Origin of the sequence: Schlesneria paludicola DSM 18645 (assembly GCF_000255655.1) — a bacterium.
GTDB lineage: Bacteria > Planctomycetota > Planctomycetia > Planctomycetales > Planctomycetaceae > Schlesneria > Schlesneria paludicola.
This window is the reverse complement of the sequence record NZ_JH636435.1, coordinates 2,301,308-2,327,151: the sequence shown is the minus strand read 5'-3', so window position 1 is coordinate 2,327,151 and position 25,844 is coordinate 2,301,308. Positions and strand designations below refer to the sequence as shown.

The window sequence follows — 25,844 nt, the reverse complement described above, 5'->3', positions numbered from 1 at the left end:
ATTCACAAGGGCGATCTCAACTGCGTTTTAATCGACAGGATCTTGCCGGAATGACCGAACCGATGACCGCTCCCTCCAGCCCGAAACCTTCGTCCCCTGCCCCTATGTCGGTACCAAAGTTCATGGCCGCAAAAGGCCGTGACAAGAAATTGACGGTGCTGACCGCGTATGACTATCCATTCGCCCGCCTCTTTGATCAGGCCGGTGTGGATGCACTTCTCGTGGGCGATTCACTGGGAATGGTCGTTCAGGGCAAATCCACCACAATGCCAGTGACCTTGGATCAGATGATTTATCACGGTGAAATGGTTGCGCGTGCCGCGACGCGATCTTTGGTCATCGTCGATCTGCCGTTCATGTCGTACCAGGTCAGTCCCAAGCAGGCGATCAAGAATGCCGGTCGTGTGCTGAAAGAAACGGGTGCTGGCGCGATCAAAGTCGAAGGGGGTGTTCATTTGGCGGGCACGATACGGGCTTTGTCTGAAGCAGAATTGCCCGTCATGGCACATATCGGAATGAGACCTCAATCGGTTCGCAAGATGGGGGGAATGTCAAAAGTTCAGCGGGATGAAGCCTCCCTTCTGGCGGATGCGCATGCAGCGGAAGATGCCGGGGCGTTTGGAATCGTGCTGGAATTGATTCCTCGTGGAATCGCCGCGAAAATTACAAAAGAATTGTCGATTCCCACGATCGGTATCGGGGCCGGGCCAGATTGTGACGGACAAGTTCTGGTGAGTTACGACATGCTCGGTTTGACAGCCGATTTCAAACCTCGATTTCTGAAGCATTATGCCGAACTTCATTCCACCGTTGCCGACGCCACCGCGCGTTACATTGAAGAAGTACGCGACGGACAATATCCCGACGCCGCCCATTCGCACGAATAACGTCTGATTCATCACAATATGGTGGTTCGCTTGGACGACTCATTTCCCCCGCGTATGGCGTGGTCGATTCCTGATGACGTGGTATATCTGAATCACGGTTCGTTCGGTGCGACGCCAGTGGTTGTGCAAGAGGCGCGCGAAGACTGGTCGCGACGACTGGCGCGGCAGCCGATGGAATTCTTTCTGAAACAGATGGAGCCAGCTCTGGATGCCGCCGCCGCGGCCTTGGGAAAACTGATTCGCGCCGATCCGCGCGATCTGGTTCTGGTCGATAATGCCACCGTCGCCATGAATATTGTCGCCGAGAATATCGCCCTCGCTGCCGGGGACGAGGTCATTCTCAATGATCACGAGTATGGCGCTGTTGTACGGATCTGGAGGCAAAAGTGTGAAGAAGCTGGTGCGCGGCTGGTGATCGTCCGACTGGGTGACGTTTCCGGGGGCGATCCGGATTCATCCGAACCGGAATCGGTCCGAACGACCCGTCTGACTCAGGTCGAGGATATCGTCGAGCCGATTCTGAATGCGGTGACCGACCGAACCAGGTTGATCGTGGTCAGTCACGTCACATCGCCCTCGGCAATTCTTTTTCCCGTTGCAGAAATCTGTCGTCGCGCAAAGTCGCTTGGTGTTCCTGTGTGTGTTGACGGTCCTCACGCGATCGCCATGCAGGATGTCGATCTGCGTAAGATCGATTGTGATTTCTATTGCGCCAGTCTGCACAAATGGCTGAGTGCTCCCTTCGGATCGGGCTTCTTGTTTGTCCGTCGCGCGCGTCAATCGACGTTACGGGGACACATGACAAGTTGGGGCCGCAGTCTGGGAGGCTTTCCTGCTCGCTGGCAGGATCAATTGAATTGGCTTGGTACACGCGATCCGGCAGCACTCCTGGCGGTTCCCTCCGCGATTCAATTTCTGGAAAAGGTGGGGCTGGCCCAATTCCGAGAACGCACTCATGAACTCGCTCGAACAACTCGAGAGAAACTTGAGACGGTTCTCGGACAGCCAGCATGGATTCCAGACTCCCCAGAGTGGTACGGTTCGATGATTGCCGTGCCACTTTCCGCTCGCATCGCCAAGAAACGCAAACCAAATTCGATGCACCCGTTGCAGCGATCGTTGTGCGAGGAGTTTCAGATCGAAGTTCCCATCACGGAATGCCGTGGGACATCGCTAATGAGAGTCTCGTGTCATTTGTACAACACGCACGGTGAAATCGATCGATTGATGGCGGCGCTCGATGAGTTGATTCCGGCAAGCGATCGTTGAATCCGCTTGTTGAACGGTCTGTTGACACAACGGGGACTCGCTTCGGCCAGACTCAAAAACACCATCAGATCGTGAATAATGAGGTGCCAGTTGCGCCGCGATGTTTCAACAGGCGGCTAAGATCTGAACCGGTCGCGAATGTGTTCGGCCAGCCAAGCCCACTGTCCGGCGATCATCGTTCCACAGGGACGACTGTCCGCCGTGAAGAGTTCTTGGGTGGGATCTTGTATCGAGCCATTGTTCAATTCGATGAATGTCAAATCCGCACAATCCGGCACATTCGCTCCGAGCGCCCGGCGTCCTGCGTTCGAACCTAATTGTAACAAGTCGACGTGCGACTGTTCTGGATGCCGCGCGGCGAGAAATTGCAGTTCAGCGAAGAGGTTGAGATCAGGGTTCGAAGCGCGACTGTCGGTTCCGAGTGCGACTTGCCCACCCAGTTCCAATAGTCGTCGCCACGGATGGGGCGAATGCCCGAATGCGGCGTGCGTTCGGGGACAATAGACCAGCGTCATTTGCGGATGTTCCGCGATGTACTTCAGCTCCTCCTCGTCGAGATAGTTTCCATGTACGATCAGTGATCGAGGTGCTTGTGATAGTCGCCTGAGATAGTCAAGCGGGCGGCGTCCGCCTGGAAAGAACTCGGATTGCCAGAGTCCGAAGTCGGTCAGCATTTCGCGAAATTCGCCCGTGCCCTCGGCAAGTAACTCCAGTTCCGCTTGAGTCTCTGCCAGATGCATTGCGATCGTACAACCTGTCTCTTGCGCGAGTTGAACGGATCCGTCAACGAGATCCAGATGGGTACTGTACGGAGCATGTGGACTCAATCCCACAACTGGCGAACCCAGTCTTCTTCTCGTGTGAGATCGGGCGAGTTCCAGTTGCTGAGCAATTCGTTCGGGGGAGAGACCAAGTAGTTCTTGGAACACAGCGCCATGAAAAGCGTGGTGAGAAAAGTCCTCAACAGACCAACCGACGGTTGCGATCTCGCCCAGTTGCGTGGTGCCGGATTCAACGCTTTCGCGAATGCCTTCACGAATGGCATCGCCGACATCCGTCGGATTCTGCCGGCGATGCATAATCACTGCGCGAATCCAATCGGTGAATCGGCCTCCGGTAGAAATTGGGGTTCTGAGTGAGCTGAACTCCAAATGCGTATGTGCATTGACCAGGCCGCTCATGACGACCACATCTTGCAAGTGGATCGCATCGGCCGAGCGGCCTGCCGAGATGCTCTGCAGTCTTCCGTTCTCGATTCGCAAGGTCACATCGCGTCGTGGTTCACGACTCACAAACCAATCGACGTGATACGACCGATTAACCTTCACCTGGGAACCTCGCATGAGTCTCGAAATACATGTGTTTATGAGCGACGTTGGCGAGCCGAGCGCTAGCGCCTCCCGACTCGCCAAATATTCCCTTCGACTTGAGAGTTCCGACGGTTTGAAGCGTTACGAAGCGGGAGCTTTTGAAGTTGCGCAGTTTGCATGTCTCCCCCTCGTTGCCAAGCTCCCGCTTGGCAACGCCTCCTACACATCAGAAATGCGTATGTCGGTCCGAGGTCACTCTCCTGCACGACAGAAAATCGAATCGCAAGAAGCGTTACCAAGCGGGAGCTTGGTAACGAGGAAACAAGGAACGAGGAAATCGCAAATTGATCCAAACCCCAAACTGCGCAACTTCGAAAGCGGGAGCTTGAGATCGAGAAACATCGAAAACTTGCCGAAGCGTCTCGGGGACTTACACCATTCGATTCACGAAAAGTACTCTGCGCGTAACATCCGCGATCACTTTTGCGACGAATACTTTAGCTGCAATTGTTTGCTCAGATTATTGATGATATCACCGCACTCTTTGCGGGCCGCGTTGTACCCGGGGATGGTCACGTTATCACCCTTGAGATAGTCAAGAACGATCGCTTCGGCGCGAGCCACTTCGCGACAGACTTCGGGGACTTCCGTGGCGATGTCGTGAGGAACGGTCGTGACGCCGTTCAGATCGCCATGAAGTAAGTCCCCTGGATAAATAATCATTCCACCGACCGAGATCGGTGTGTTGATTGCCAGGATGTGACAGTATCCGTGTGCTGCGGCAGCGCCATTCGTGAATGCCGGGAAGCCAAGTGCTTCGACCTGCGCCAGGTCGCGTCCCGTTCCCGATGTAATCAATCCTTGTGCCCCGAACCGTTTGTAGGTCGTACACATCACTTCGCCGAAGGTTGCAGCTGCGGAGGGTTCATCCAGGTCTTGAAAGACGATGACAGGTGGTCCCGGAATTTCGGCGAGCGCGTCCAATTGGCTGCCGATACTGGCATACACATCGCCACCCCGTGGAGGTGCCATACTGCGGAATGTCGATGTCAGCGCATAGCCGACCATGGGCGGAAACGTGGGAAAGCAGGCCTTGATCGACGAATTCATGTATCCCGTGTTTCGGGGACGAATGTTCCACAATTCCACGGCATTGCAAATTGTTGGCGAATCGAACTGTCGCAGTTCATCCAATTGTTTGTTGGTCAGTCCCGAAGCGGTCATCAAGCCCCTTTCGATCATTGATTGTCTTGCCGATGCGTGGACGTTGCTCGTCTTACGCGGCCTCGCGCCGGCAGTCGCACGAAGCGGATAACGGCCGTCGAGTACGTTGCAGCGCATCGACGACGCGATCCGACAGAAGTTCCTCCGCTCGCGATGATAGCGAGACGGGTCCCGAATTCAGAGTTTGGCACCCTGACGATTTCATAAATCGGAATGGGGCGACAACTTCAACTGCTGAATTCGTGAGAAGCAAGCTTGCCTGGTTGTGAGGTGATCCCCTCTTTGCCGTCGTCAATCGAGATCGATCCTGCGTTATCCGCAAGTGCATTGAACGTAAGGCAGAGAAGCTCTTCCTGATCGGATCGAAGCAACGCCCGGGTTTGTCAGGTTTTAGGGACACTGCGACTTGCCCAACGACATGTGGGTCTATAATTCTGCACGGCCGATTCAAAAGGGCTGTCAGCGATTCATGGATCGCTGTTATTCAATCTCGGCGCGCTCATTTCAGCCAACACCGACTGCTGTTTTTTCAGAAAGTATCATGGCAAGCCTTTTTGACCCCATCAATATTGGTGAATTCCAGCTTCCGAATCGCATTGTCATGGCTCCGTTGACTCGAAACCGCTCGAGTGGTCCAGGGCGTGTTCCGAATGCCCTGATGCGCGAATACTATATTCAACGCGCAACCGCCGGATTGATTATCAGTGAAGCGACATCGGTTGCGCCGTCGGGTGTTGGGTACCCTCACACACCCGGTATCTGGTCCGCAGAGCAGGTTGAAGGTTGGCGTTCGGTCGTCGACGGCGTTCACGAGAATGGTGGGCGTATATTGCTTCAACTGTGGCACGTAGGTCGCATCTCGGACCCGAGCTACCACGGCGGCGCAGCACCCGTGGCGCCGAGTGCGATTGCGGCGAAAGGACATGTCAGCCTGTTGCGGCCGATGCGTCCCTATCCTGTACCTCGGGCTTTGTCCCTTGACGAGATTCCTTCCATTGTCGAAGCATTTCGTGTGGGTGCGCAAAACGCCAAGGCGGCGGGGTTCGATGGCGTCGAAATTCATGGAGCCAATGGCTATTTGCTCGACCAGTTCCTGCAAGATAGTACCAATCATCGGGCGGATCGATACGGAGGCTCGATTGAGAACCGGGCGCGGCTAATGCTTGAAGTTGTCGATGCGACAATTTCTGTTTGGGGAGCGGGCCGAGTCGGCCTTCACCTGGCACCGCGTTGTGACGCCCACGATATGGGCGATAGCAATCCAGCCGCGACGTTTGGCTATGTTATTCGCGAACTGAACCAGCGGAAGATCGCCTTTGTCTGTGCTCGCGAGTCTCTCGCTCCGCCTCGGCTTGGACCTGAGCTTCGCGCTGCATTCAACGGAGCTTACATTGCGAACGAGGGGCACAATCAGGAAACCGCCGAGAGAATCTTGGCAGCGGGTGAAGCGGATGCTGTTGCGTTCGGAAAATTGTTTATCGCGAACCCCGATCTTCCACGACGCCTCAAACAGCGCGGGCCGTTCAATACATGGAACAGCGATACGTTCTATGCACAGGGGCCGGAAGGTTATACCGACTATCCATCTCTGTCATCTGTGAATGCTTGAGACGACACGAAAAATCCTCGTCGGCCCTTGCTTGGGCGACGAGGATTTCGAGACGCAACAAGATGCTTAAACCGGATATTGGCTGGCATCCTTGGGTGCTGCGGCTTTGACATCCAAAAGTCGCCAGCAGTACCACGTCGCGACGCTCGAGTAAGGTTTCCATGCCGCGGCGATTTCGTGACTGCGTTGTTTGTTGGGAAGTTCATCCAGTTCGTACAACTCCTTGATCGACGAACGGATGATCAAATCATCGTGAGGGAATACATCCAGTCTTCCGAGCGAAAAGATCAAGAACATCTGAGCGGTCCAGCGTCCGATTCCTTTCACTTGAATCAATTGCTCGATTGCGTCTTCATCTGAGAGTCGACCGATGCGTTCCAGTCGCAATCGTCCCTCCAAGACGCACGTGGAAAGGTCACGCAAGTATGACACTTTCTGACGAGATAGTCCTGCCGAGCGAAGTTGATCCTCGGTCACGTTGATAATCGCTTCCGCCGAAAGGCGACCGGGCTTCAGCAGTTCATCGAGCCGCATGCGAATCGACCGGGCCGCCTTGGTTGAGATTTGCTGCGACAGGATCGACCGTACCAGCATCCCGAATCGATCGCGATTCAGTTTCAAGGTGAATGGCCCTGCCCTGTCGATCAGTGAATTCATGATCGGATCCGCGGACTTCAGATGGCGAATTGCCGCCTCAATTTTTTCGTTTGGAATCGACATTCAATATACCTCGTCAGAAATGACTGTATTGGAAAGAATAGCGAATTGACATGCGATGCTGAACGGTGACCCCGTGCTTCGAAGTTCTGGTTGGACTTCGATGATTGCGTGATCCGCGTCAATTCGGAATTCCTTCTTTTAAGAATCATCCCACGATCTACGACGTCATGTCGTATCCACTTGCGAAAGTGTTGTTTGTCCGATGCATCCACCTCATATTGGCGAGAGTGAGGTGTGGTTGTTTCGTGACACGTCGATTTCCTTCGTAGCGAGGAGGGCGAGCACTATGCGAGAGTTGCTGTTGCTTCTTATCTGGTGCGTGATAGGAGGACTTTGTCTCGGCTGTGCCAGCGGCGTTGAAGGGCCATCCGTCGCGGCACCGCCTCACGCTGCATTGGCGCAGGCTCCTGTTCCCGGTGACGTGGGAATGGCTGCGCCGGTCGTGCAGCGGAAGATCGTCTATACCAGTCGGATTGAGATTGTGGTTGAGAGTTTCACAGCGGCTCAGCAGAAGCTCACCGCATTGGTTGACGCAGTGCAGGTTCAAGGCGGATTTCTCGCGAATCAGGAACTCTCAGGCGTAAGTGCTATCAATCGGAGAGGTCTCTGGACGATTCGAGTGCCTCTCGCCCAATTCGATTCGTTTGTTGCCGAGTTGGAAAAACTGGGTGACGTCCAACGTCACTCGCGGGACGCTCAAGATGTCACGGAAGCATTTGCCGATTTGGAAGCTCGTCTAAGGAACAAGCAGGCGAGCGAACAGCGGTTGTTGAGTCACCTTGAAAAGTCTGCCGCGCTCAACGAGACGTTGGAATTGGAGCGCGAAATCAGCCGGGTGCGCGGCGAGATCGAGCAGATGCAAGGGCAGCTCAATGTGATGAAGAGTAAGACGGACTTGGCAACTGTCTCGGTGACCTTGATCGAGCGCCAAGTCGTCACTCCGCCAATGGCTCAGGGGCCATTCGCCACCAAGATTGTGAGAACGTTTCGCGACTCGTGTAGAATTCTGTACATTTTTTGCCAAGGCGTCTTGCTGGTGGTCGCCGCATTGCTTCCGTGGACACTCGTCGCAAGCTTTCTGGTGGCTCCGGTTTGGTTGATTCGAAAAAGTCGACTGATAGCGGCCCGAGGCAATGCCGCTCGCTGAACACCTTGTCCGCTTGGTATTTCCTCTATTGCGAGAGTTCTGATCGCCCGCAAACGATCATCCACGTTTTGTCCTCGTTTCCTCTTGGACTGAGGTGCAAGCGACGTGCGTCTACTCTACTATGACGAGACTCTACATCCGGGTTTATCGTCGAGGCTCTGAGTTATGCGCGAGTTGTTACGAACGGTTTGTGTCGTCGGTGTGTTGTTGGGGCAAGCCGCAGTTGTGTTTGGACAGGCCCCCAAGGCGCCATTGATTCCACATGCGCAGGACAAGCCGCCGAATGATCCTCGCGATCCCATGACCGCCGCGAAGATGATGACCGTTCCCGACGGTTTTTCCGTGGAGGTCGTTGCTGCCGAACCGGACATCGTCAACCCCGTCGCGATGGCGATCGACGAACGGGGGCGATTTTGGATCACGGAATCGCTGGAGTACCCACGACGTGAGCCCGGACCCGGACAAGATCGCATCAAAATTCTCGAAGACACTAACGGTGACGGAAAAGCGGACAAGTTCACGGTCTTCATGGAAGGGTTGAATATTCCGAGTGGAATCGCCGTGGGTCATGGCGGTGTGTGGGTCGCGAACGCACCCGATCTGTTGTTTGTTCAGGACACCGATGGCGATGGCAAGGCGGACCGGCAAGAGGTCGTGGTCACCGGATTCGGTCGCACAGACACGCACGAGCTGCCCAATTCATTGACTTGGGGGCCGGATGGCTGGCTCTATGGCTTGAACGGCGTCTTCAATCGATCGCATGTTCACTATTCAAAAACGAATCGCAACTATCAGGAAGGTCATGCGGGGTGGCCTTTGACCTGCGCCCTGTTCCGAATCCATCCCCGCACGCGTGAATTTCAAGTGTTTTGCGAAGGGACGAGCAACCCTTGGGGTGTTGCGTTCAACGATGACGGAGAAGCGTTTGTCTCTGCCTGTGTGATTGATCATTTGTGGCATCTGATTGAGTCGGCCTACTACCACCGTCAAGGCGGACCGTATCCTCCTTTCACGTGGAAGATGGAATCCATCGTCAAGCACAAGCATCAAAAGGCGGCTTATTGCGGCATTCACTATTTCGACAGCGACACCTATCCCGACGCTTATCGCGGCAAGCTGTATATGGGAAATATTCATGGCGGTTGTATCAATGTTGATCGCGTCGAGCAGCACGGTGCGACCTACCGCGGGTTTGGAGAACCAGATTTTTTGACGGCCAACGACGCCTGGTTCATGCCGGTCGTACAGAAGACCGGCCCCGATGGCAGCTTGTACGTTCTCGACTGGTACGACCGTTATCACTGTTATCAGGATGCCAATCGAGATCCGGCGGGGATTGATCGTCTGAAAGGGCGCTTGTACCGCGTTCGCTATGCCGAAACACCTCGCGTAGCAGCAGGCTTTGATTTGTCGAAGCAGTCGGATACGTCGCTGATTGATCTGCTCGGCGCCAAGAATGATTTCGTTCGTGATACCGCTCGCCGAGTATTGCAAGAGCGTGATTCGAAGGCGATTGGAAATGAATTGGTACGTCGACTGACGGGGCCAGACGCTCAAAACGTGACAAGGGAACACCGTCGCCGGATGTTTATCACGTTGGTGAGTCTGTCAGTCACACCTTCGTTCAAGCAAATGGGCTGGGCGTTCACCGACGCAGATCCCGCCATTCGAGTTTGGGCCCTTCGTCAGTTCCGCGACGACGAAAGTCCGTCTCGTGACTTGTTCATTTCTCACTTGGAAGAAATGCGTTGGGATCGCAGCAGTACGCGTGAACAAGCGCAGGCGGTGATCACGGCATCCCGGAGCGTGCGGACTGATCCCGAGCGGAAGAACGCATCACGTCATGAGCCGCTCGTGTCACAATTGTTTCGGCTTCAGCTTGGTGCCTTGGCGTCTGCACACGACGATCTGGCTCTCTCGCAAATTGTGTGGCAGAACATGCACCCGTTGCTGGAAGAGCATGGCGGTCAGTTCGTTGAGATCTTGAAAAAAGAGGGATCGAACCGGAACGTGGCCCTCGTGTCGATGATGCCCCGAATTGTCGACCGCTTGTTGGCTCGAAAACAATTTGATGCGCCCGCGATTGCGAGCGTGATTGATCTTCTCGTCGATTGGCAACCAGAGGCTGCCGCACAGTCACTTAGACAACTGGCAACGAAAGTGCAGAATCGCGAGGTCGCGGATGAACATCTGATGACACTGAGGGCTGCCCTCGCCCGTCGTCTCGACGCGATCCTTGATGGTCCAGACAGCTCGCCGATGCATTTTTCTGCGGTGGTCATGGCATCCAGCTGGAATGATCCGCGCGCTGTAACCGTCGCTCGGAAGCTGATCTTGGCCGAGACTTCTCCATTGGATCAACGACAGGCGGCAATGAGCTCGTTGGTCGTCGCGAACGATCCCGGGTTGCTGCAGTTGCTTCTTGCCGCATTTGACTCGCCATCGGCAAATCTGGAGCTCAAGTCCCAAATACTTGCCTCACTGAGCCGACTGAAGGACGAGCAAGTCGGTGATGTGATTCTCGGCCGTTACGAGAAGCTCGAGCCGGAACTTCAAACGCGGGCGATCGAACTGCTCACACAGCGTGCGGGATGGGCTAAGCAATTATTACGACTTGTTGAAGAGAATAAGCTGGCTTCGTCCATCATCAACGTCAACCAGGCGCGACGCCTGAAAGACCTCAATGACGATGAACTCACAACACTTTTGACAAAAAATTGGGGACAAGTGCGTGAAGGGCGTGATCCCGATCGCGAGAAGTACATCTCCAGCATGCGACAACGGATCAAGACGACGCCGGGAGACCCCTTTGCGGGTGAACGAGCATTCAAGAAAGTGTGCGCCCAGTGTCACAAGATCTATGGCGAAGGCGCTGAAGTCGGTCCGGATCTGACTTTGAATGGCCGAAACGATTTCACTCAATTGCTGTCGAACGTGTTCGATCCGAGCCTGGTGATCGGGGCCGGGTACCGGTCCTATACCGTTGTGACGAACGGTGGTCGGGTCTTGAATGGGCTGCTCGCCGAAGACAGTCCTCAACGAATCGTTCTGAAGGTTCAGGGGGGCAAGCAGGAAGTGATCTCGCGGGATGATATCGACGAATTGAAAGTCAGCGAAATTTCGTTGATGCCCGAGCAACTTGAGAAACAATTGACGCCAGAGGAAATCGTCGATCTCTTCACGTTCTTGTCGCTGGACAAGCATCCGTCCGATCCCTCGGGGCGCAAATTGTCTGGCTCTGGCGAAATTAAGCCGCGAAATTAGTGGCCCAGTCACGCTGTTTTGACAGGTTCGCGAGCAGACGTATTGGTCTGCTTGCGACGCACGTCTTCGACGTTTAATCAGATTTGGTGTTTCACGAGATTCGCTGGATGACGTCGTCGGTCCTGAAGCGGACCTTGGGCAGGTTGGCGTATTTGTCCGCATCGGATCGGAATCCAGCCGCCGCGACCACGCACGCGCTGTATCCCTGCGAAGTGAGATCCAGAATCTGATCGTATTTTTCGGGTTCGAAACCCTCGATTGGACAAACGTCGATGCCCATGAGGGCGGCGGTTGCCATGAAGAATCCGATTGCAATGTAGACCTGGCGCGCGGCCCATTCGTTGATGTCGATGGGGGGCTTCGACATGGTCCCGACCAGCATTTTGCGAAAACCTGCCAGTGAATCGACCGTGGTCCCGCGCACTTCCGCGATGCGGGCGATGTACGCGTCGATGTCGGTGACGCTCAAGTTCTTTCGGATGGCAAATACGACCAGGTGCGAGGCATCGACGATTTGGGCCTGATGCCAACTGGCAAGTTTGAGCTTCGCACGGACTTCGTGGTTTGTGATGACGACAAATTTCCAAGGCTGCAGCCCAAACGACGACGGGGTCAGAACAAGTGTCTGTTCCAGTGTCTGCCAATTCTCGTCCGAGATGATCTTTGCCGGGTCGAACATCTTGGTCGCGTATCGCCAGGCGAGTTGACGTTCGACGACGTCATTGGGCACAGGCTTCATATCAGCCGACTCCATTGAGGTCAGCGCGTATTTTCGTCACGCGCTGAAGATCTGAATTGTCTTCTGGTTACGGTCTATTTGGACCTGTTTGACCGGTTGAGTTCCCGGTGCGATGGCTGGAGAAAGCGATCGCACCGGGTTCTGCGGATCAAAATTCGACCGCAGAAGACTCGTTTTGACGCAATTCTCGATCAGATCATAGATTTCGGCGTCTAGACATCAAGCGGAAGGACAATCTTGTCGTAATTGTGCGCCACAGATACAACGGGCTTCCCGTCATCGGAATTCACTTTTCGATTTCCGACGCGGAATATTGATCGGCTTCCTCGTTCTAGATCACTTCCTGCATTTCCGAACGACGACAAATGCAGGTTTCGCGAATAGCTTCGTTTGGAATGTCGCTCCTTCCAAATTCACGTTGCCAAGGACACGCGAGGCGATCGTTTGTTTTTCAATTGATCAATAACCCCCTTCAACTGGTCAAATCGCTCAGTGATCAAACGATTTCTGCCGAAATCAGTCGTTCCCTCTGTACTCATTGCCATGGCTTGTTATACTTCGCTACTAAGAGCTTCAGGCTCTGTCATCCTTTGGACGAATGAATGTGCCATCGGATAAACACCTTTCAGGGTGCGGTGGGTTTCAATCTGGACGCGACTTGCGTCCGACACATCTCGTCCTGAACCCCGCGATCAAAGCGTTGGAAGAGGGTTTTCGCTGCTGGATGCCTGTTTGAGGCACTGGTAGAGAATCTCTGAATCGCGGGTTCCTCATCACGCGGCCTCATGCCGGCCTACGGCACGATGAATGGTCTCGGGACGGGTGTCGGTTCCATCGCGAAGTGAGTTCGTTTGCCTGACCAGGCTGTTTGTGTCTTAGTCGCGGCATGCGTCAGGTGCTGTCGGCAATAGGGCCGGACATCGTGAGCTCCTTCCGCTGGATTCGGTTCCGTTTCATCGACCTGGAAGTCGTGTTCGTTGGTTGCTTCCGACGGCCAGTTTGGAGTCTTTTTTGAGTTTTGCTGATCTCGGGCTTTGTGAGCCTATTGTCAATGCGGTCACGGCGGAAGGATACGAAAATCCAACCCCAATTCAGGCCCAGGCGATCCCCCATGTCATGCAGGGACGCGATTTGTTTGGTTGTGCTCAAACGGGTACAGGAAAGACGGCGGCGTTTTCATTGCCGATCATTCATCGTTTGATGGAAGCTGGCGTCCCATCCGCCAAGGCTCGTCGTCCCATTCGAGCATTAATTCTTGCTCCGACGCGAGAATTGGCGATTCAGATCGCCGATTGTATTCTGGCATACAGTCAAAAGACGCATATTCGTCACACGTTGGTGTTCGGTGGTGTCAGTCAGGTTCCTCAGGTTCGCGCCCTGCAACGCGGAGTCGACATCGTCATCGCCACCCCCGGTCGCCTGTGCGATCTGATGGGACAAGGACACGTCGATCTCAGTCATGTCGAAACGTTCGTGCTCGATGAAGCCGATCGAATGCTTGACATGGGGTTCATTCACGACATTCGACATATCGCCGAACGCGTCCCCAAGCAACGACAAACGTTGTTCTTTTCGGCGACGATGCCGCGAGAGATTCGTGAACTGTCATCGTCGCTGTTGCGCAATCCCGTCGCGGTTGAGATCACTCCGGTTGCGACGGCTGCAGAAACAGTTGAGCAAGCGATTTTCATCGTACCTCAATCGAACAAGCCGCGCCTGCTCCACACATTGCTGGCAGAGTCCGCGGTCACTCGATCGCTGGTTTTCACTCGGACCAAGCATGGGGCGGACAAGGTATTGCGCCACTTGATGCAGGCTGGAATTCGCGCCGATGCGATCCATGGTGGAAAGACCCAATCCAAGCGGCAACGCGCCCTGGCCGACTTCAAGGCGAACCGCTTGCGCGTGCTCGTCGCGACCGATATTGCCGCTCGCGGAATCGATGTCGACGGAATTTCGCATGTCATTAATTACGACATGCCCGTTGAAATTGAATCCTACGTGCATCGTATTGGTCGCACGGGACGAGCGGGTGCGACAGGAATCGCCTGGACATTCTGTGACCCTGCCGAACGCTCAAAGTTGCGCGCGATTGAACGTGCCATTCGGCAGCCGATCGAAATTCGAAAGCTGCCAACATTGATGGCGCCGCCAGCACCGACTGCGGTAAATCATGAATTCGAGACTCGTGAGCCGCATCGCCCTGCTCGTCCAACGAGCGGCAGCGCTGCGCCTCCCCGTCGGTCTCAGAACCAATCGGGTGAATCGATTCCGCAAACTGAGCGTCGTGCGTTCGGGCAGAATCGTCCTGGTGGATCGTCGAGACGTCGCAATTACAGCAGCCGCTAGTGGCATAGGTACTGTAGCGCCGACTGGTTTGCGAGCATCGCCCGCAAACTCGTTGGCCTGCTTGCAACGAATTGATCGTCGGGCATTTCAGGTTTGAAGATTCACTTGTGTGTTGTCGCGGCGGCGGCATGACAATGTACTGTCGATGAATTCGCGACGTTGCCTGAAATGGAAGCACGACCTCAAACTGGGGTCGTGCTTTTTTTGATCTCAATCGCTTTTGGATTTTGCTGCCGCCCTCTTTGTTAGAACTGCTAAGACTTGACGTGTGCCGTTGCCTGTCCGATGCTGGCGAAGCCCGCTTCAGTTGAACGATCGAGCTCGTGTACGTTGAAAAACAGAGGTGCTCGTCATCGATCGAAGGCGCTAATGTGGACATCTCGTCCGGCGGGGTGATCCTGAGTCCTGAATAATCGACGAACGAATTCTGGTCACTGTGGTGTTTTTGCTGTGACCACGTTGGAATTTGATATGACCGAATTGACTTCGCTGACGTTCAGCCACGATGCCTGGGGCCGCTTACTGATGACCTATGGGGATGGTCGCACTTGCTCCGGCGTTGAGCCGATCCGTTGCTTTCCAATCACTGATCCAGAAAGTTCAATCGCACTGGTCGATTCTGACGGACATGAACTTCTCACGTTGCCCACTCTGAATGCTCTCAATCCAACTGCCAGAAAAGTGTTGGAATTGGAACTTTCGGCACGCGATTTCGTTCCCGTTATTCGGCGTGTGATTTCGGCGAGCAATCCGAATCCGCCGTGTCGCTGGGTCGTTGAGACTGATCGCGGTGAAACGAGCTTTCAATTGGAGAGCGAGGACGACATTCGCAAGTTGGGTCCGCATCGCATCATGGTCGCAGACTCGAACGGAATTCGCTATTCGATCCCCGATACAAGGCAACTCGACTCTGCAACGCAACGAATCGTGCAGCGTTTGGTTTGAGACGCCGCAGCAAGTGGCCTTGGCGACGACGGTGCCGACAATTGCCGAGGGCACTGTGGCTCGAGCTAGTTGCTGGCATCCTCCGCAGCATTGGTTTTCGGCGTCTGATTGGCTCGCGAGGGCGGATCGGGTTGAAGAAGCTCTTCCTGATGCGTCAGTTCTCCGAGTTTTCGCAAGACGAGTCGGCGTTCACGCTCATACTTCGCCGCATCGTCCGGTTTTCTGGTTTTCGAATAAACGCTGAGTGCCCGCGCTTCTCGCTGTAGGGCATTCAGGACGCTGATCATCCGGTCGAGATACTCTGCGTCGTCACCGGAAACGTTCGTATCCTGCAAGCGGCGAAGCATTTTTTTCGGCGTGTCGAGACCGTTGATGGTCCCCTTCATCAGATCATCAATCTGCTTCTGATTGTAGATCTCTTTCGAGATCGAATCGGCAATGACGCCGATTAAGCCCAGCGTGCTTTGAATATGCCCGACTCCCAGGGCACCGATGACCTGCAGTTGGAGATTTCCTGCGATCGGGGGAAAACTGTTGTCGAGGGCTGGTTCGTCCAGAGTCGTATTTTCATCGGCACGAATTGCTGTCGTCAGGCAGGTTAAGGACGCTCCGGCCAGCAGAGCCATCAACGAACGGCGATCAAAGGAAGCGTTTGGCATGGTGAGTTTTAAGCGTCTCCAACGGCCTGACTCTGTCTATTTGAGCAAGGGAGGAATCAGACGGCCTCGAAGTCAGTCGACGTGCGTACGCGGCGGGACCATAATCCCACATCTGCTATCGACGTGGTTGGAGTCTGTTCATGATCGAGGTCAAGCATGTTTCCAAGGTTCATAGGCAAGGTCGTCTGGAAGTACCGGCTTTAACCGATATCTCGTGCCAGATTCCCACTGGTTCTTTCACATTCATTCTGGGCCCGTCGGGGAGCGGCAAAAGCACCCTGCTCTATCTGATGGGCGCACTCGATGAACCGACGAGCGGATCGATTGTTGTTGATGGCGTTTCGCTGCAAGGGATGAGCACGCGGGAGCGTGATCAATTTCGCCGTGAACAGGCCGGCTTTATCTTTCAAAGCTTCAATCTGCTCTCGAATTTGACCGCGCTGGAAAACGTGCTTGTACCGTTTTTGCCGAATGGGGTGATTGCGGGACAAAGGCGAAAGGCGGTCGATTTACTCGACCGCCTGGGTCTCGGTGCCCGGAGTGAACACCGCCCGAATCAGCTCTCTGGCGGCGAGCAGCAACGAGTGGCTATCGCGCGAGCCTTGTTGAAGCGACCTAAACTTGTGCTTGCCGACGAACCGACGGGCGAACTCGATTCAGCGAATTCGGTCGCGATCTTGAAAGACTTACGCGACCTGTGTCGCGAACAGCAGTCGACGGTCATTGTGGTGACGCACGAACACGAATACATCCAGCCGGGTGACCATCAAATTCGGATTCGAGACGGCCGAGTCATGGAATGACATCGAGCGGCCGATGACATTTCCGTACGTGCTCGGCGCTACTTCTGCCTTGTCCGATCGAACTTCGTGACGTCAAAGTATCGATACGTACCGCCATTCTGCCGCGAGAGCTTCCGCAAGAAGTTGCTGGGCGAGACCGCTTCCGAGACTTCTTGCCCAACGCCAAATTCGATGCAGTGAATTCGCGTCTTCTGCGCATTCATCTGCCGCAAATGTTCAAGCTCGCCGGGATGAATCGGCGGTTCCTGGGCATCGGTGAGAAAAAAAATCACTTCGGGCCGAAGCCGCAGTGCCATTTCAAGAGCCGGTACGTGTTGAGTCCCTGTTCCCGGTTGAATTCCCGCAATTTTCTGCCGTGCGATGGTCTTGTTGATTTCGGAGGCGTCATAGAGTTGCGGCTTGTGGGCATCACGCAGATTGAGCATGGACGGTTTGTCGTCGTAAAAAATAATCAGAAACTGCTGATTTGATTCGAGCGATTGCAGGCTTGAGATCAAGGCTGATTTCGCGACTTGCATCGAGCTGTGTGCCGTCATACTGCCGGATGCATCAATGACGAAGACAACCTTTGAACCCTGGTCCTTTGATCCCATGAATGCGGCGCCAGGTACACCACCGACGATGCCAGCCGCCGCGGGCCGCTGGCCGCCACCAGACGTGACGGGTTGCCGCGGATCGGTGACGGCCGCGCCCACTGGCAAATTCACACCGGGGCCAACTCGTTGTGGAGATTCCAACTTTGGCAGGGATGTCTCGATCGGTGGTTGTTCGGGTGTCGCGCGAACTGGCGCCAGTGAATCACTTGTTGCGGTGGCGGTGGTCTCGGCACTTTCGCCTTCCCGAAACTCGCCTGTCACAATCGCGTCGGGGTTGTCACCAACCTGCTTGATGACGATCCCCAGTTCACGCGTTTCCTCGTTCGTGAAACCGATTGGTGCGTGTTGACAACTCCGTAGAGTCACCATGAACGTCAGCAACAAGAGTCCATGTGACAAAAGAGAAAACAAACTTGGCAGCAAAATGACGTGCGGCAACCAGTCTGGTATCGTTGTTCGAGATCGCGAAGATGTTTTCGTCGGTGCCATGACGCCAGTTCCATTGGCAAATGAAGTTGAATCGACTCTAAGCCGCCCAGCCCAGCGGGTCAATTCGAGGTTGCACGGCCCAGATGTTCTGGCGTTTTGGATGGAAACGCAAACGGTTGTTTGCGTCATCGCAGCTTCACTTCATGCGGCGTGGTCACGCTGCCTCTGGTAACCCATCCTTGGCATCATCGCGAAAATCGTCACCACAACTACAATACGTTGGTAGACTCTTCTTTTCATTGCTTCCGTGCGTCTCAAAGTGAACGTCATGTCACGATCGTCTGAGTCCATGCCTTCTTGGGTCCCGACCCTGCTTAAACTTGCTGCGGTCTACAATTTGGCCTGGGGAACTTTCGTCGTCTTGTATCCTCGCCTGCCCTTCGATTGGTTGGGGCTGGACGTTCCTAACTATCCCTCGATCGTCCAGTGCCTGGGCATGGTGATCGGTGTGTATGGCATCGGCTATTGGATCGCCGCGCGCGATGCGGCGACGCACTGGCCGATCGTTTTGGTCGGCCTTCTGGGAAAAGTGTTTGGTCCGATCGGCTTTGTCTACACCGCTTTCCACGGGAATTTACCGTGGAGTATGGGGCTGACGATTCTGACAAACGATGTGGCTTGGTGGTTGCCGTTCTGTGCGATTCTGGTCCACGCCGCACGAATTGACGAAGCCCGATTGGCGCGAGAAACAGGTTTGTCGCTCGAACAAGCACTTCGGGCGGCGATTCTGCCGGATGGTCAAAGCGTATACGAACGGTCATTTCAGTCTCCCCTCCTGTTGGTGTGCGTTCGCCATCTTGGCTGCACATTCTGCCGCGAGATGCTGGCGGACCTGGGGCGTCAGCGAGATGACGTTATTCGAGCAGGATTAACCCCCGTTGTCGTCTCGATGGGAACCGTAGCTCAAGCCGCACCGATGTTGCTCGCGTATGGTCTTAACGACGTGGCACATCTCAGTGATCCGGAACGCCGCCTTTACCGCGCTCTGGAATTACCTTTTGGTTCGTTTGCTCAGCTTTTTGGTTGTAAGACGGTGTGGCGGGCGGTCGCAGAAGGTGTCGTGCTGCGGTTTGGATTTGGTCGCATGGTCGGAAATGGATTGCAATTGTCCGGAACGTTCGTTGTCCGGAATGGCATCATTGAACAGGCCCACCGTCACACATCGACGGCGGACCGTGCCGATTTCAAGAATCTGGCATGCGGTGTGACATCGGGGTCTATGAGGACCGGAGTCGTTTCTTGAATTCGGGCCATGACGCAGCATTGGCGACATCGGTTTTCGTCAGGCCAGCTCGGCGCGCCTGATCGACTCCATACTGCAAGACGCTGAAGCCGTTCGTACTATGAGAGTCCGTATCGATGATAATCGGAATTCCATGTGTTTTGGCTGCGGCCGCATGCACATCGTCCAGATCCAGTCGTTCGGGGCTGGCGTTGATCTCCAGCATCACGCCGTGATCCGCTGCGGCTTTGAAAAACGTCGTAAAATCGATGTCCGCGGGCTGTCGATTGGTAAGCATGCGACCGGTCGGATGGCCGATTGCGTGGACGTTTGGGTTACGGATCGCGTTTAGCAGTCGCAGCATGATCTGCTCGCGTGGTTGCTTTAAGCCATAGTGCAGGACGGCAATCACCCAGTCCGCTTCCGACAAGACCTCGTCATCCAGGTCAAGCGTCGCGTCTTCGAGAATGTCACATTCGATTCCGCACAGAATCTCGATCCCAGAAACTTCGTTGCGGACTTTTCGGATTTCGTCCCAATGTTGCCGCAGACGAGTCGCATCAAGCCCGTTGGCCATGCTGACTCGCTTCGAATGATCGGTGATGGCGATGTACTTGAGTCCGCGAGCACGCGCCGCTTCGGCCATCTCGCGGATCGTTCCCTTTCCGTCCGACGCCGTGGTATGCATGTGTAGATCGCCTTGAATGTCGGCAACTTCAATCAACTTCGGCAGTGTACCCGCTTCGGCCGCTTCGATTTCACCACGATTCTCACGGAGTTCCGGTGGGATGACCGGCAGGCCCACGGCGGCGTAGACGTCTTCTTCCGTCTTTCCCGCGACGTATTCGTCACCTCGGAAGACTCCGTATTCGTTGACCTTAAGACCGCGTTCGATGGCCCGCTTGCGGATGACAATGTTGTGCTCTTTGGAACCCGTGAAGTACTGCATCGCGGCCCCGTACGATTCGATGGGGACGACACGCAGATCGAGTTCGATCCCAGTGTGTAGTCGAACCCGTTCTTTGGTTTCGCCCCGTGCCAGCACTTTTTCAACCAGCGGATGCGCGGCCAAACGGTCCATGACCACTGTGGAATCGTCGGCAGTCGCGAGAATATCCAGATCGCCGCAAGTCTCTTTCCGACGGCGACACGAACCTGCCACAGAGACCTGGCTAACCGTCGGCAGTTGTTTTAGGTCTGCGACAATCTCGTCCGCGGATGCTCTGGCGACGCTGATCAGGAATCGCTTGCCTGCTTCCAGGGCGTGGGGCAGTCCTTCGAGAATCGATTTCTCGGTCTTCTTGCCGAACCCCTTCAGCTCTGCGACCTTCCCCGCCTCGCAGGCGATTTTCAATTGTTCGAGGGACGTAATCGTCAGTTCATGAAACAGCGCCGCGACTTTCTTCGGGCCAAGGCCGGGTATCCGCAGCATCTCTACGACACCGGCGGGGACCTGCTGCCTCAATTCTTCCAATTGTGGCAGTTGCCCCGTCTGGAGTACGACGGCGATTTTCGAAGCCAGATCTTTCCCAATTCCATCGAGAGTCTCGAGGCCTCCCCCAGGTGCCGCCACCAGTTCCGCGACTGACTGCGAGAGATTTTCCAGAGTTCTCGCTCCGTTACGATAAGCGCGAACACGAAATGAATTCGCGCCCTGGATCTCCAGCAGGTCCGCGACTTCGTTAAACAGAGCGGCAATGTGTTGGTTCTGCATGATTGTATGGCACGAATTTCGAGGGCTGTGCGTTGTGGAAAAGATACGGACGAATCTTAAATCCGAAAGACGCGCGAGGGAATCTTAAGGATCATTCCCGCCAGCCTGAATCTGACTGAATGCCATTCGGCAGCACGCACACTTCCCTTATTGCCGATCCTTTGGATACGTCTGATCTTAGACGTTGAAAGCAAGCTAAGGAATCACATGCACGAGCAGCATATCGTGCCATTCCAGTGTCCAGTCTGAGCTGCCGACGAGAACCAGTTTGCTGCCGGAATCCAGCATGTTGCGTTCGCGTCCTTTGCGCTCGACATAATCCAGCAATTCGCGTGGTGGCTTGGCAACGGCCAACGTTTCGATGGGTGTCACACCCCAGAACAGACACATGCGGCGTGCCACTTCCGGGCGATCAGTCAGTCCCATAATCGGAACGTGTGGCCGCTGCTTGGAAATTGCCATCGCGGTCTTGCCACCGCGTGTTGCTGCGACAATCAAATCGGCGTTTAAGTGCGCGACGGCCGTTCCCGCGCCGTGTGTCACTGCTTCTGTGATGGCGGTGGCCCGGGTTCGATTGCTGCGAGAATCGCTTTCAGGTTCGCGCGGTTGCAACATGCGTTCGGCTTCACGCGCGATGCGGCTCATCATCGCGACGGCTTCGACAGGATAGTCGCCCGCCGCGGTTTCCCCGGACAACATCACCGCGTCGGTTCCGTCGAGCACCGCATTAAAAACATCACTGGCTTCGGCTCGAGTCGGGATCTCACTCTTTTGCATCGAGTCCAGCATTTGCGTGGCCGTGATGACAGGCGTCCGATGCTCGTTACACATCCGGATAATCTGTTTTTGTAGGGCTGGGACTCGAAAAATATCGGCTTCGACACCCAGATCGCCGCGCGCCACCATCACGGCATCTGTTTCAATCACGATCTGTTCTAGCTGATTGATGGCCTCGGGCTTTTCGATTTTCGCGACAATCCATGGGGGTGTTGTCGTGGGGTGCGCTGCGATCAGCTTTTTCAGCAATCGGATATCTTCCGCACTGCGCACAAAACTCAGGCCGACATAATCCAATCCATGGTCGAGCACCCACTGCAGGTCCTGGCGGTCCTTCTCGGTGACACTAGGAGTACTCAGAATCGCACCTGGCAAATTCACTCCCTGTCGACTTCTCACCAGCCCCGGCTGGACGACCTCACAAACGACTCGGCCAGCTGCTACATCTTGTTCCACGACAAGCAAGGATACGGACCCGTCGGCGAGCAGAACTCGATCTCCAGGACGCAGGTCATCGATCAATTGTTCGTAGGTGCACGTGAATTGATCCTCATGCCCAGGGGCTTGCTTCCGGACGAATTCCACTCTTGATCCGTGTCGACATCTGACGCCCTCTGGTGGCAGCTCGCCCAAACGGATCTTTGGTCCCGCCAGATCCGCCAAGATGGCAATCGGCTGCTTCAATTCTTCCGAAACCTGACGGATCCATCCCACGACTTGGTCAAACCAGTCATACGTCCCATGAGCGAAATTCAGGCGGAAGACATCGACGCCGGCGAGGACCAGTTCAGTCAGTTTCTCATGAGAAGCGGAAGCCGGTCCGACAGTGGCCACAATCTTGGTTTTTACCAGCGGTCCTTCCGCATACTTACGTTGCCAGAGATCCATCTTGGATTGATCCTTTGCGAGATGTGGCCTAATGATCGGGCGCCTTCCGGTGGAAGTGTATCAGACAACCCGCGGTCGACAGAAACGAGGATTTTGCACATGGTAGAACTGTCGGCGAAGTAAGACATTCGCAGCTTGGACACCACCGATCCGCGTGTCGAAATTGACGTAAAATCTGATATGCGAATAGGTTCACCCGAGGCTTGATTTTGCCCTCGACCCACTGGCGTGTGAACTTGCGCCATCGTCACCCTTCTCCCGATGTTCATGCGATCAACGTGCTGCGACTTCGTGTGTCTGAATCTTCAACGACAAAATCTCAGGCGAAATCTGAACCAAAGACATATACTGTTTGACAAAATTCGACGAGTTGTCGATAATTGACGCATGGGTACGATGACGCGCAAACAACGTGAGGTTCGTGAACGGGAGCAGCTTCTGCTGCAGATTGCCCGGAAAATGTTGATTGAACAAGGCTATGCTGGCCTTAGCATGGATCAACTTGCCGAAGCGGCAGAGTATTCCAAAGGGACGATCTATCAACACTTTGAGTCGAAAGAGGATCTCGTTACGGCGCTGGCGATCGAAAGCATGGAGCGGCGGGTTGAGCTCTTCCTGCGCGCTGAGCAATTCGCGGGTCGACCACGTGAGCGGATGCTCGCGATTGGCGTTGCCGACGAGCTTTTCAGTCGGCTCGAGGTTCAACACTATCAGTCTGAGTTCATCATCAAATTAGCGAACTTGCGAGATCGGGCATCAACGCAGCGTCAGCAAGTTCTTGAACAGCTTGAGAATACTTGTTTTGGTTGTGTGGTTCGAATTGTCGAATCAGGAATCGAAAGTGGCGATCTGCCGCGTGTTACCAACGCCCGAGAGCTGGTTTATTCCGTTTTCACCATGGCACTTGGGACACATATGACGTCCCTTCATTTCTGTCCGATGCTGGCGGAGTTTCAGATTTCTGATCCGCAACGGGTGCTGCTGCAAGGAATTCATATCCTGCTCGACGGTTCCGAATGGCAGCCCAAACGATTGGAATGGGATTATGCGAAGACGTATCAGCGAATCCAACAAGAGATTTTCAGTCAGGAAGTGAGCAGTCTGACGACGAATGCCCCTCATTAGCGTCTTTTTTTTGCCTGAATTTGACGGAGCGTCGAAAAACGACGGTTGCCTGATTTGTGGTCAGGTTTGTTTGAATTGACGGCAACTGTGATAGACACCCGGTTTCAGCGTTGTGCATAGAGTGGGTTCAACAGGTTTCACGAGTACTCAGCGATGAACTGGCTTGCCTTGCGAATGCTGACAGGTGATCGCAGCAAATATTTGAGTCTGATACTGAGCATCACGTTTGCCACACTGCTGATGACACAGCAAGTCTCCATTTTCATGGGAATCGTGACGCGTTCGGCAAGTCAGATTGTGGATGTCCGAGATGCCGAAATGTGGGTCATGGACAACAAGGTTCGTTACATCGACGAAGCGCCGTATTTGCCAACCAACGACCTGCAACGTGTTCGTGGTGTGACAGGCGTGGAATGGGCCGTGCGATTTCACAAGAGCAACATGACCGCGCGGCTGGAAGATGGGAATTTTCGCAACATCATCATGATGGGCGTCGACGACGCTACGCTCGTGGGGGCACCCCGTCGCATGGTGACGGGTGATCTGGGCGACCTGCGCCTGCCGAATGCCGTTTTTATCGACAAGTCGGGCTATGAATACATGTGGCCTGGTGAGCCGTTCCGAATTGGTCGCGAGTTTCAAATCAACGACCGGCGTGTGATTCTGGCCGGTGTCTGCAAGGCCTCTGCTCCGTTCACGACTTTGCCGGTCCTGTATACGCGTTTTAGTGAAGTCGAGCGGTTCCTGCCGTCCAACCGCAACCTGATGAACTACATCCTTGTGAAACCCGCCGAGGACCGAGATCCACTTGATGTGTGCCGCGCGATCGATGCACAAACCGGCTTGATGGCATTGACGAATGATGGCTTCTTCTGGAAGACGATCGACTATTTCATGGGCTCGACAGGGATTCCGATCAACTTTGGAATCACAATCGCATTGGGATTTATCGTCGGGGCCGCTGTCGCAGGGCAGACGTTCTATCTGTTCACACTTGAGAATTTAAAACAGTTTGGGGCACTGAAAGCGATGGGGGTCACGAACGTCCGACTCATTGGCATGATCCTGTTGCAGGCCAGTGTCGTTAGCGGAATTGGCTATGGATTAGGCATGGGAATGACGGCGATCTTTTTTACGTTTACCAATCGAATTGCACCGATGGCGGGAATTCACATGACGACGGTCGCGGCGTCTGGGGTTGGTGCGGCGGTCCTGATCATCGTGCTGCTGACCAGCGTGTTTAGTCTGCGAAAAGTTCTGTTCCTCGAACCGGCCGTTGTCTTTAGGGGATAGATCGCATGACGGCATTGCAATCACTGACCGGACCGCCGACGCATCCAACAGAGACGTTGGCAGTCGCGTGCCGCCAGATCATTAAAGAGTTTGGCGTGGGCGACACCAAGACTGTGGCGTTGCGGGGTGTTGATCTCGATGTGCTGGCCGGGCAAATGACGTTGCTGGTGGGACAATCTGGTTGTGGAAAGACCACGCTGATTTCCATTGTCGCCGGGCTACTCAATGCGACCAGTGGCTCGTTAACCGTCCTGGGCAACGACATGATGCATCTGACAGGAACGCAGCTGGTCCAGTTCCGTCAGAAGAACATTGGCTTTGTGTTTCAACAATACAATTTGTTGCCAACGCTTTCCGCGGTGGAGAACGCGGCCGTACCACTGATCATTGCCGGGCAATCGCGGCGTGCGGCATTCGAAGCCGCCAAAGAGATTCTGTCGGCGGTCGGTCTCGGCAGCCGCATGCATTTGTATCCCAATCAACTGTCGGGGGGGCAGCAACAGCGGGTGGCGATCGCTCGAGCACTTGTCCACGAGCCTCGTCTGCTTGTCTGTGATGAACCCACAGCCGCGTTGGATGCGCAGTCCGGCCAGACGGTGATGGAACTTCTGCGACGTGTGGCTCTACAACCAGACCGGGCGGTGATTGTCGTGACACACGACAATCGCGTGTTTCGTTTCGGTGATCGAATTATCCACATGGACGACGGAGTGGTGACGAAAGTCGACATTCCAGATCGTGCTTCGGGTGGTGATCCCGAGTCGACGATGCACTGACATCGAAAGTGAATGGCCTCGTACGCGGTCTCAACGACA

General features: G+C 54.8%; 20 protein-coding genes. 12 read left to right on the top strand and 8 right to left on the bottom strand.

Annotation, left to right across the window (positions count from 1 at the left end; translation table 11 throughout):
• Positions 1–50 precede the first annotated feature (50 nt).
• Together panB and OSO_RS0127570 are read left to right on the top strand one after the other, a co-directional pair.
• On the top strand, positions 51–887 hold the full coding sequence (panB, locus tag OSO_RS0127575) for a 3-methyl-2-oxobutanoate hydroxymethyltransferase (protein WP_010586229.1): 837 nt from the start codon (positions 51–53) through the stop codon (positions 885–887).
• A 30-nt stretch (positions 888–917) separates the two neighbouring features.
• Complete coding sequence (locus OSO_RS0127570; protein WP_157605477.1) at positions 918–2,156, top strand: aminotransferase class V-fold PLP-dependent enzyme; 1,239 nt, start codon at positions 918–920, stop codon at positions 2,154–2,156.
• 116 nt (positions 2,157–2,272) lie between these two features.
• Here the strand turns inward: OSO_RS0127570 and OSO_RS45395 are convergent, their stop codons facing one another.
• Both OSO_RS45395 and OSO_RS0127560 read right to left on the bottom strand, forming a co-directional pair.
• On the bottom strand, positions 2,273–3,448 hold the full coding sequence (locus tag OSO_RS45395; protein WP_157605476.1) for an amidohydrolase family protein: 1,176 nt from the start codon (positions 3,446–3,448) through the stop codon (positions 2,273–2,275).
• A gap of 495 nt (positions 3,449–3,943) precedes the next feature.
• Positions 3,944–4,690, bottom strand: coding sequence for an RraA family protein (locus OSO_RS0127560; RefSeq protein ID WP_010586226.1), 747 nt, complete (start codon positions 4,688–4,690; stop codon positions 3,944–3,946).
• Positions 4,691–5,231: 541 nt separating this feature from the next.
• Here OSO_RS0127560 and OSO_RS0127550 point away from each other — a divergent pair.
• Positions 5,232–6,299, top strand: coding sequence for an alkene reductase (locus OSO_RS0127550; RefSeq protein ID WP_010586225.1), 1,068 nt, complete (start codon positions 5,232–5,234; stop codon positions 6,297–6,299).
• A 66-nt stretch (positions 6,300–6,365) separates the two neighbouring features.
• Here OSO_RS0127550 and OSO_RS0127545 read toward each other — a convergent pair whose 3' ends face one another.
• Positions 6,366–7,019 (bottom strand): DNA-3-methyladenine glycosylase family protein, encoded by a 654-nt coding sequence (locus OSO_RS0127545; protein WP_010586224.1) that lies wholly within the window; start codon positions 7,017–7,019, stop codon positions 6,366–6,368.
• 286 nt (positions 7,020–7,305) lie between these two features.
• Between OSO_RS0127545 and OSO_RS0127540 the strand changes: the two genes are divergently transcribed.
• Both OSO_RS0127540 and OSO_RS0127535 read left to right on the top strand, forming a co-directional pair.
• Entirely contained in the window at positions 7,306–8,166 is an 861-nt protein-coding gene (locus OSO_RS0127540) for a DUF4349 domain-containing protein (protein WP_010586223.1), read from the top strand.
• A gap of 165 nt (positions 8,167–8,331) precedes the next feature.
• On the top strand, positions 8,332–11,430 hold the full coding sequence (locus tag OSO_RS0127535; RefSeq protein WP_010586222.1) for a PVC-type heme-binding CxxCH protein: 3,099 nt from the start codon (positions 8,332–8,334) through the stop codon (positions 11,428–11,430).
• A 91-nt stretch (positions 11,431–11,521) separates the two neighbouring features.
• On the opposite strand, the gene OSO_RS0127530 is transcribed toward OSO_RS0127535, so the two are convergent.
• Positions 11,522–12,169, bottom strand: a complete 648-nt coding sequence (locus OSO_RS0127530; RefSeq protein WP_010586221.1) for an NAD(P)H-dependent oxidoreductase — start codon at positions 12,167–12,169, stop codon at positions 11,522–11,524.
• A 1,011-nt stretch (positions 12,170–13,180) separates the two neighbouring features.
• Between OSO_RS0127530 and OSO_RS45385 the strand changes: the two genes are divergently transcribed.
• The gene (locus OSO_RS45385) at positions 13,181–14,518 is read left to right on the top strand and encodes a DEAD/DEAH box helicase (protein WP_086013407.1); all 1,338 of its coding nucleotides are present in this window, start codon (positions 13,181–13,183) and stop codon (positions 14,516–14,518) included.
• Positions 14,519–14,989: 471 nt separating this feature from the next.
• Positions 14,990–15,463, top strand: coding sequence for a cyanophycin metabolism-associated DUF1854 family protein (locus OSO_RS0127515; RefSeq protein WP_010586219.1), 474 nt, complete (start codon positions 14,990–14,992; stop codon positions 15,461–15,463).
• A gap of 65 nt (positions 15,464–15,528) precedes the next feature.
• On the opposite strand, the gene OSO_RS0127510 is transcribed toward OSO_RS0127515, so the two are convergent.
• Positions 15,529–16,122: a hypothetical protein gene (locus OSO_RS0127510; protein ID WP_010586218.1), complete on the bottom strand. Its 594-nt coding sequence runs from the start codon at positions 16,120–16,122 to the stop codon at positions 15,529–15,531.
• Positions 16,123–16,262: 140 nt separating this feature from the next.
• On the opposite strand from OSO_RS0127510, the gene OSO_RS0127505 reads away from it, so the two are divergent.
• On the top strand, positions 16,263–16,925 hold the full coding sequence (locus tag OSO_RS0127505; RefSeq protein WP_010586217.1) for an ABC transporter ATP-binding protein: 663 nt from the start codon (positions 16,263–16,265) through the stop codon (positions 16,923–16,925).
• A 38-nt stretch (positions 16,926–16,963) separates the two neighbouring features.
• Here OSO_RS0127505 and OSO_RS45380 read toward each other — a convergent pair whose 3' ends face one another.
• Complete coding sequence (locus OSO_RS45380; RefSeq protein ID WP_010586216.1) at positions 16,964–18,010, bottom strand: vWA domain-containing protein; 1,047 nt, start codon at positions 18,008–18,010, stop codon at positions 16,964–16,966.
• A 289-nt stretch (positions 18,011–18,299) separates the two neighbouring features.
• Here OSO_RS45380 and OSO_RS51635 point away from each other — a divergent pair, with 289 nt between their 5' ends.
• The gene (locus OSO_RS51635; protein ID WP_010586215.1) at positions 18,300–19,253 is read left to right on the top strand and encodes an AhpC/TSA family protein; all 954 of its coding nucleotides are present in this window, start codon (positions 18,300–18,302) and stop codon (positions 19,251–19,253) included.
• On the opposite strand, the gene polX is transcribed toward OSO_RS51635, so the two are convergent.
• Both polX and pyk read right to left on the bottom strand, forming a co-directional pair.
• Positions 19,228–20,946 (bottom strand): DNA polymerase/3'-5' exonuclease PolX, encoded by a 1,719-nt coding sequence (polX, locus tag OSO_RS0127485; protein WP_010586214.1) that lies wholly within the window; start codon positions 20,944–20,946, stop codon positions 19,228–19,230. The genes OSO_RS51635 and polX overlap by 26 nt on opposite strands.
• Positions 20,947–21,141: 195 nt before the next feature.
• Positions 21,142–22,611, bottom strand: coding sequence for a pyruvate kinase (pyk, locus tag OSO_RS0127480; RefSeq protein WP_010586213.1), 1,470 nt, complete (start codon positions 22,609–22,611; stop codon positions 21,142–21,144).
• Positions 22,612–22,998: 387 nt separating this feature from the next.
• On the opposite strand from pyk, the gene OSO_RS0127470 reads away from it, so the two are divergent.
• The 3 genes from OSO_RS0127470 (at position 22,999) to OSO_RS0127460 (ending at position 25,805) form a co-directional block, all read left to right on the top strand.
• Positions 22,999–23,736: a TetR/AcrR family transcriptional regulator gene (locus OSO_RS0127470; protein WP_083842976.1), complete on the top strand. Its 738-nt coding sequence runs from the start codon at positions 22,999–23,001 to the stop codon at positions 23,734–23,736.
• Between the two features lie 153 nt (positions 23,737–23,889).
• Entirely contained in the window at positions 23,890–25,029 is a 1,140-nt protein-coding gene (locus OSO_RS0127465; protein ID WP_010586210.1) for an ABC transporter permease, read from the top strand.
• A gap of 5 nt (positions 25,030–25,034) precedes the next feature.
• The gene (locus tag OSO_RS0127460; RefSeq protein WP_010586209.1) at positions 25,035–25,805 is read left to right on the top strand and encodes an ABC transporter ATP-binding protein; all 771 of its coding nucleotides are present in this window, start codon (positions 25,035–25,037) and stop codon (positions 25,803–25,805) included.
• The last annotated feature ends 39 nt before the right edge of the window (positions 25,806–25,844 follow it).

What these genes read in the sequence shown, in the direction of transcription:
- panB (WP_010586229.1), top strand. Translation starts at nt 51, where the DNA reads ATGACCGAACCGATGACCGCTCCCTCCAGCCCGAAACCTTCGTCCCCT.
- OSO_RS0127560 (WP_010586226.1), bottom strand. Translation starts at nt 4,690, where the DNA reads ATGACCGCTTCGGGACTGACCAACAAACAATTGGATGAACTGCGACAG.
- OSO_RS0127550 (WP_010586225.1), top strand. Translation starts at nt 5,232, where the DNA reads ATGGCAAGCCTTTTTGACCCCATCAATATTGGTGAATTCCAGCTTCCG.
- OSO_RS0127545 (WP_010586224.1), bottom strand. Translation starts at nt 7,019, where the DNA reads ATGTCGATTCCAAACGAAAAAATTGAGGCGGCAATTCGCCATCTGAAG.
- OSO_RS0127540 (WP_010586223.1), top strand. Translation starts at nt 7,306, where the DNA reads ATGCGAGAGTTGCTGTTGCTTCTTATCTGGTGCGTGATAGGAGGACTT.
- OSO_RS0127535 (WP_010586222.1), top strand. Translation starts at nt 8,332, where the DNA reads ATGCGCGAGTTGTTACGAACGGTTTGTGTCGTCGGTGTGTTGTTGGGG.
- OSO_RS0127530 (WP_010586221.1), bottom strand. Translation starts at nt 12,169, where the DNA reads ATGAAGCCTGTGCCCAATGACGTCGTCGAACGTCAACTCGCCTGGCGA.
- OSO_RS0127515 (WP_010586219.1), top strand. Translation starts at nt 14,990, where the DNA reads ATGACCGAATTGACTTCGCTGACGTTCAGCCACGATGCCTGGGGCCGC.
- OSO_RS0127510 (WP_010586218.1), bottom strand. Translation starts at nt 16,122, where the DNA reads ATGCCAAACGCTTCCTTTGATCGCCGTTCGTTGATGGCTCTGCTGGCC.
- OSO_RS0127505 (WP_010586217.1), top strand. Translation starts at nt 16,263, where the DNA reads ATGATCGAGGTCAAGCATGTTTCCAAGGTTCATAGGCAAGGTCGTCTG.
- OSO_RS45380 (WP_010586216.1), bottom strand. Translation starts at nt 18,010, where the DNA reads ATGGCACCGACGAAAACATCTTCGCGATCTCGAACAACGATACCAGAC.
- OSO_RS51635 (WP_010586215.1), top strand. Translation starts at nt 18,300, where the DNA reads ATGCCTTCTTGGGTCCCGACCCTGCTTAAACTTGCTGCGGTCTACAAT.
- polX (WP_010586214.1), bottom strand. Translation starts at nt 20,946, where the DNA reads ATGCAGAACCAACACATTGCCGCTCTGTTTAACGAAGTCGCGGACCTG.
- pyk (WP_010586213.1), bottom strand. Translation starts at nt 22,611, where the DNA reads ATGGATCTCTGGCAACGTAAGTATGCGGAAGGACCGCTGGTAAAAACC.
- OSO_RS0127470 (WP_083842976.1), top strand. Translation starts at nt 22,999, where the DNA reads ATGGGTACGATGACGCGCAAACAACGTGAGGTTCGTGAACGGGAGCAG.
- OSO_RS0127465 (WP_010586210.1), top strand. Translation starts at nt 23,890, where the DNA reads ATGAACTGGCTTGCCTTGCGAATGCTGACAGGTGATCGCAGCAAATAT.
- OSO_RS0127460 (WP_010586209.1), top strand. Translation starts at nt 25,035, where the DNA reads ATGACGGCATTGCAATCACTGACCGGACCGCCGACGCATCCAACAGAG.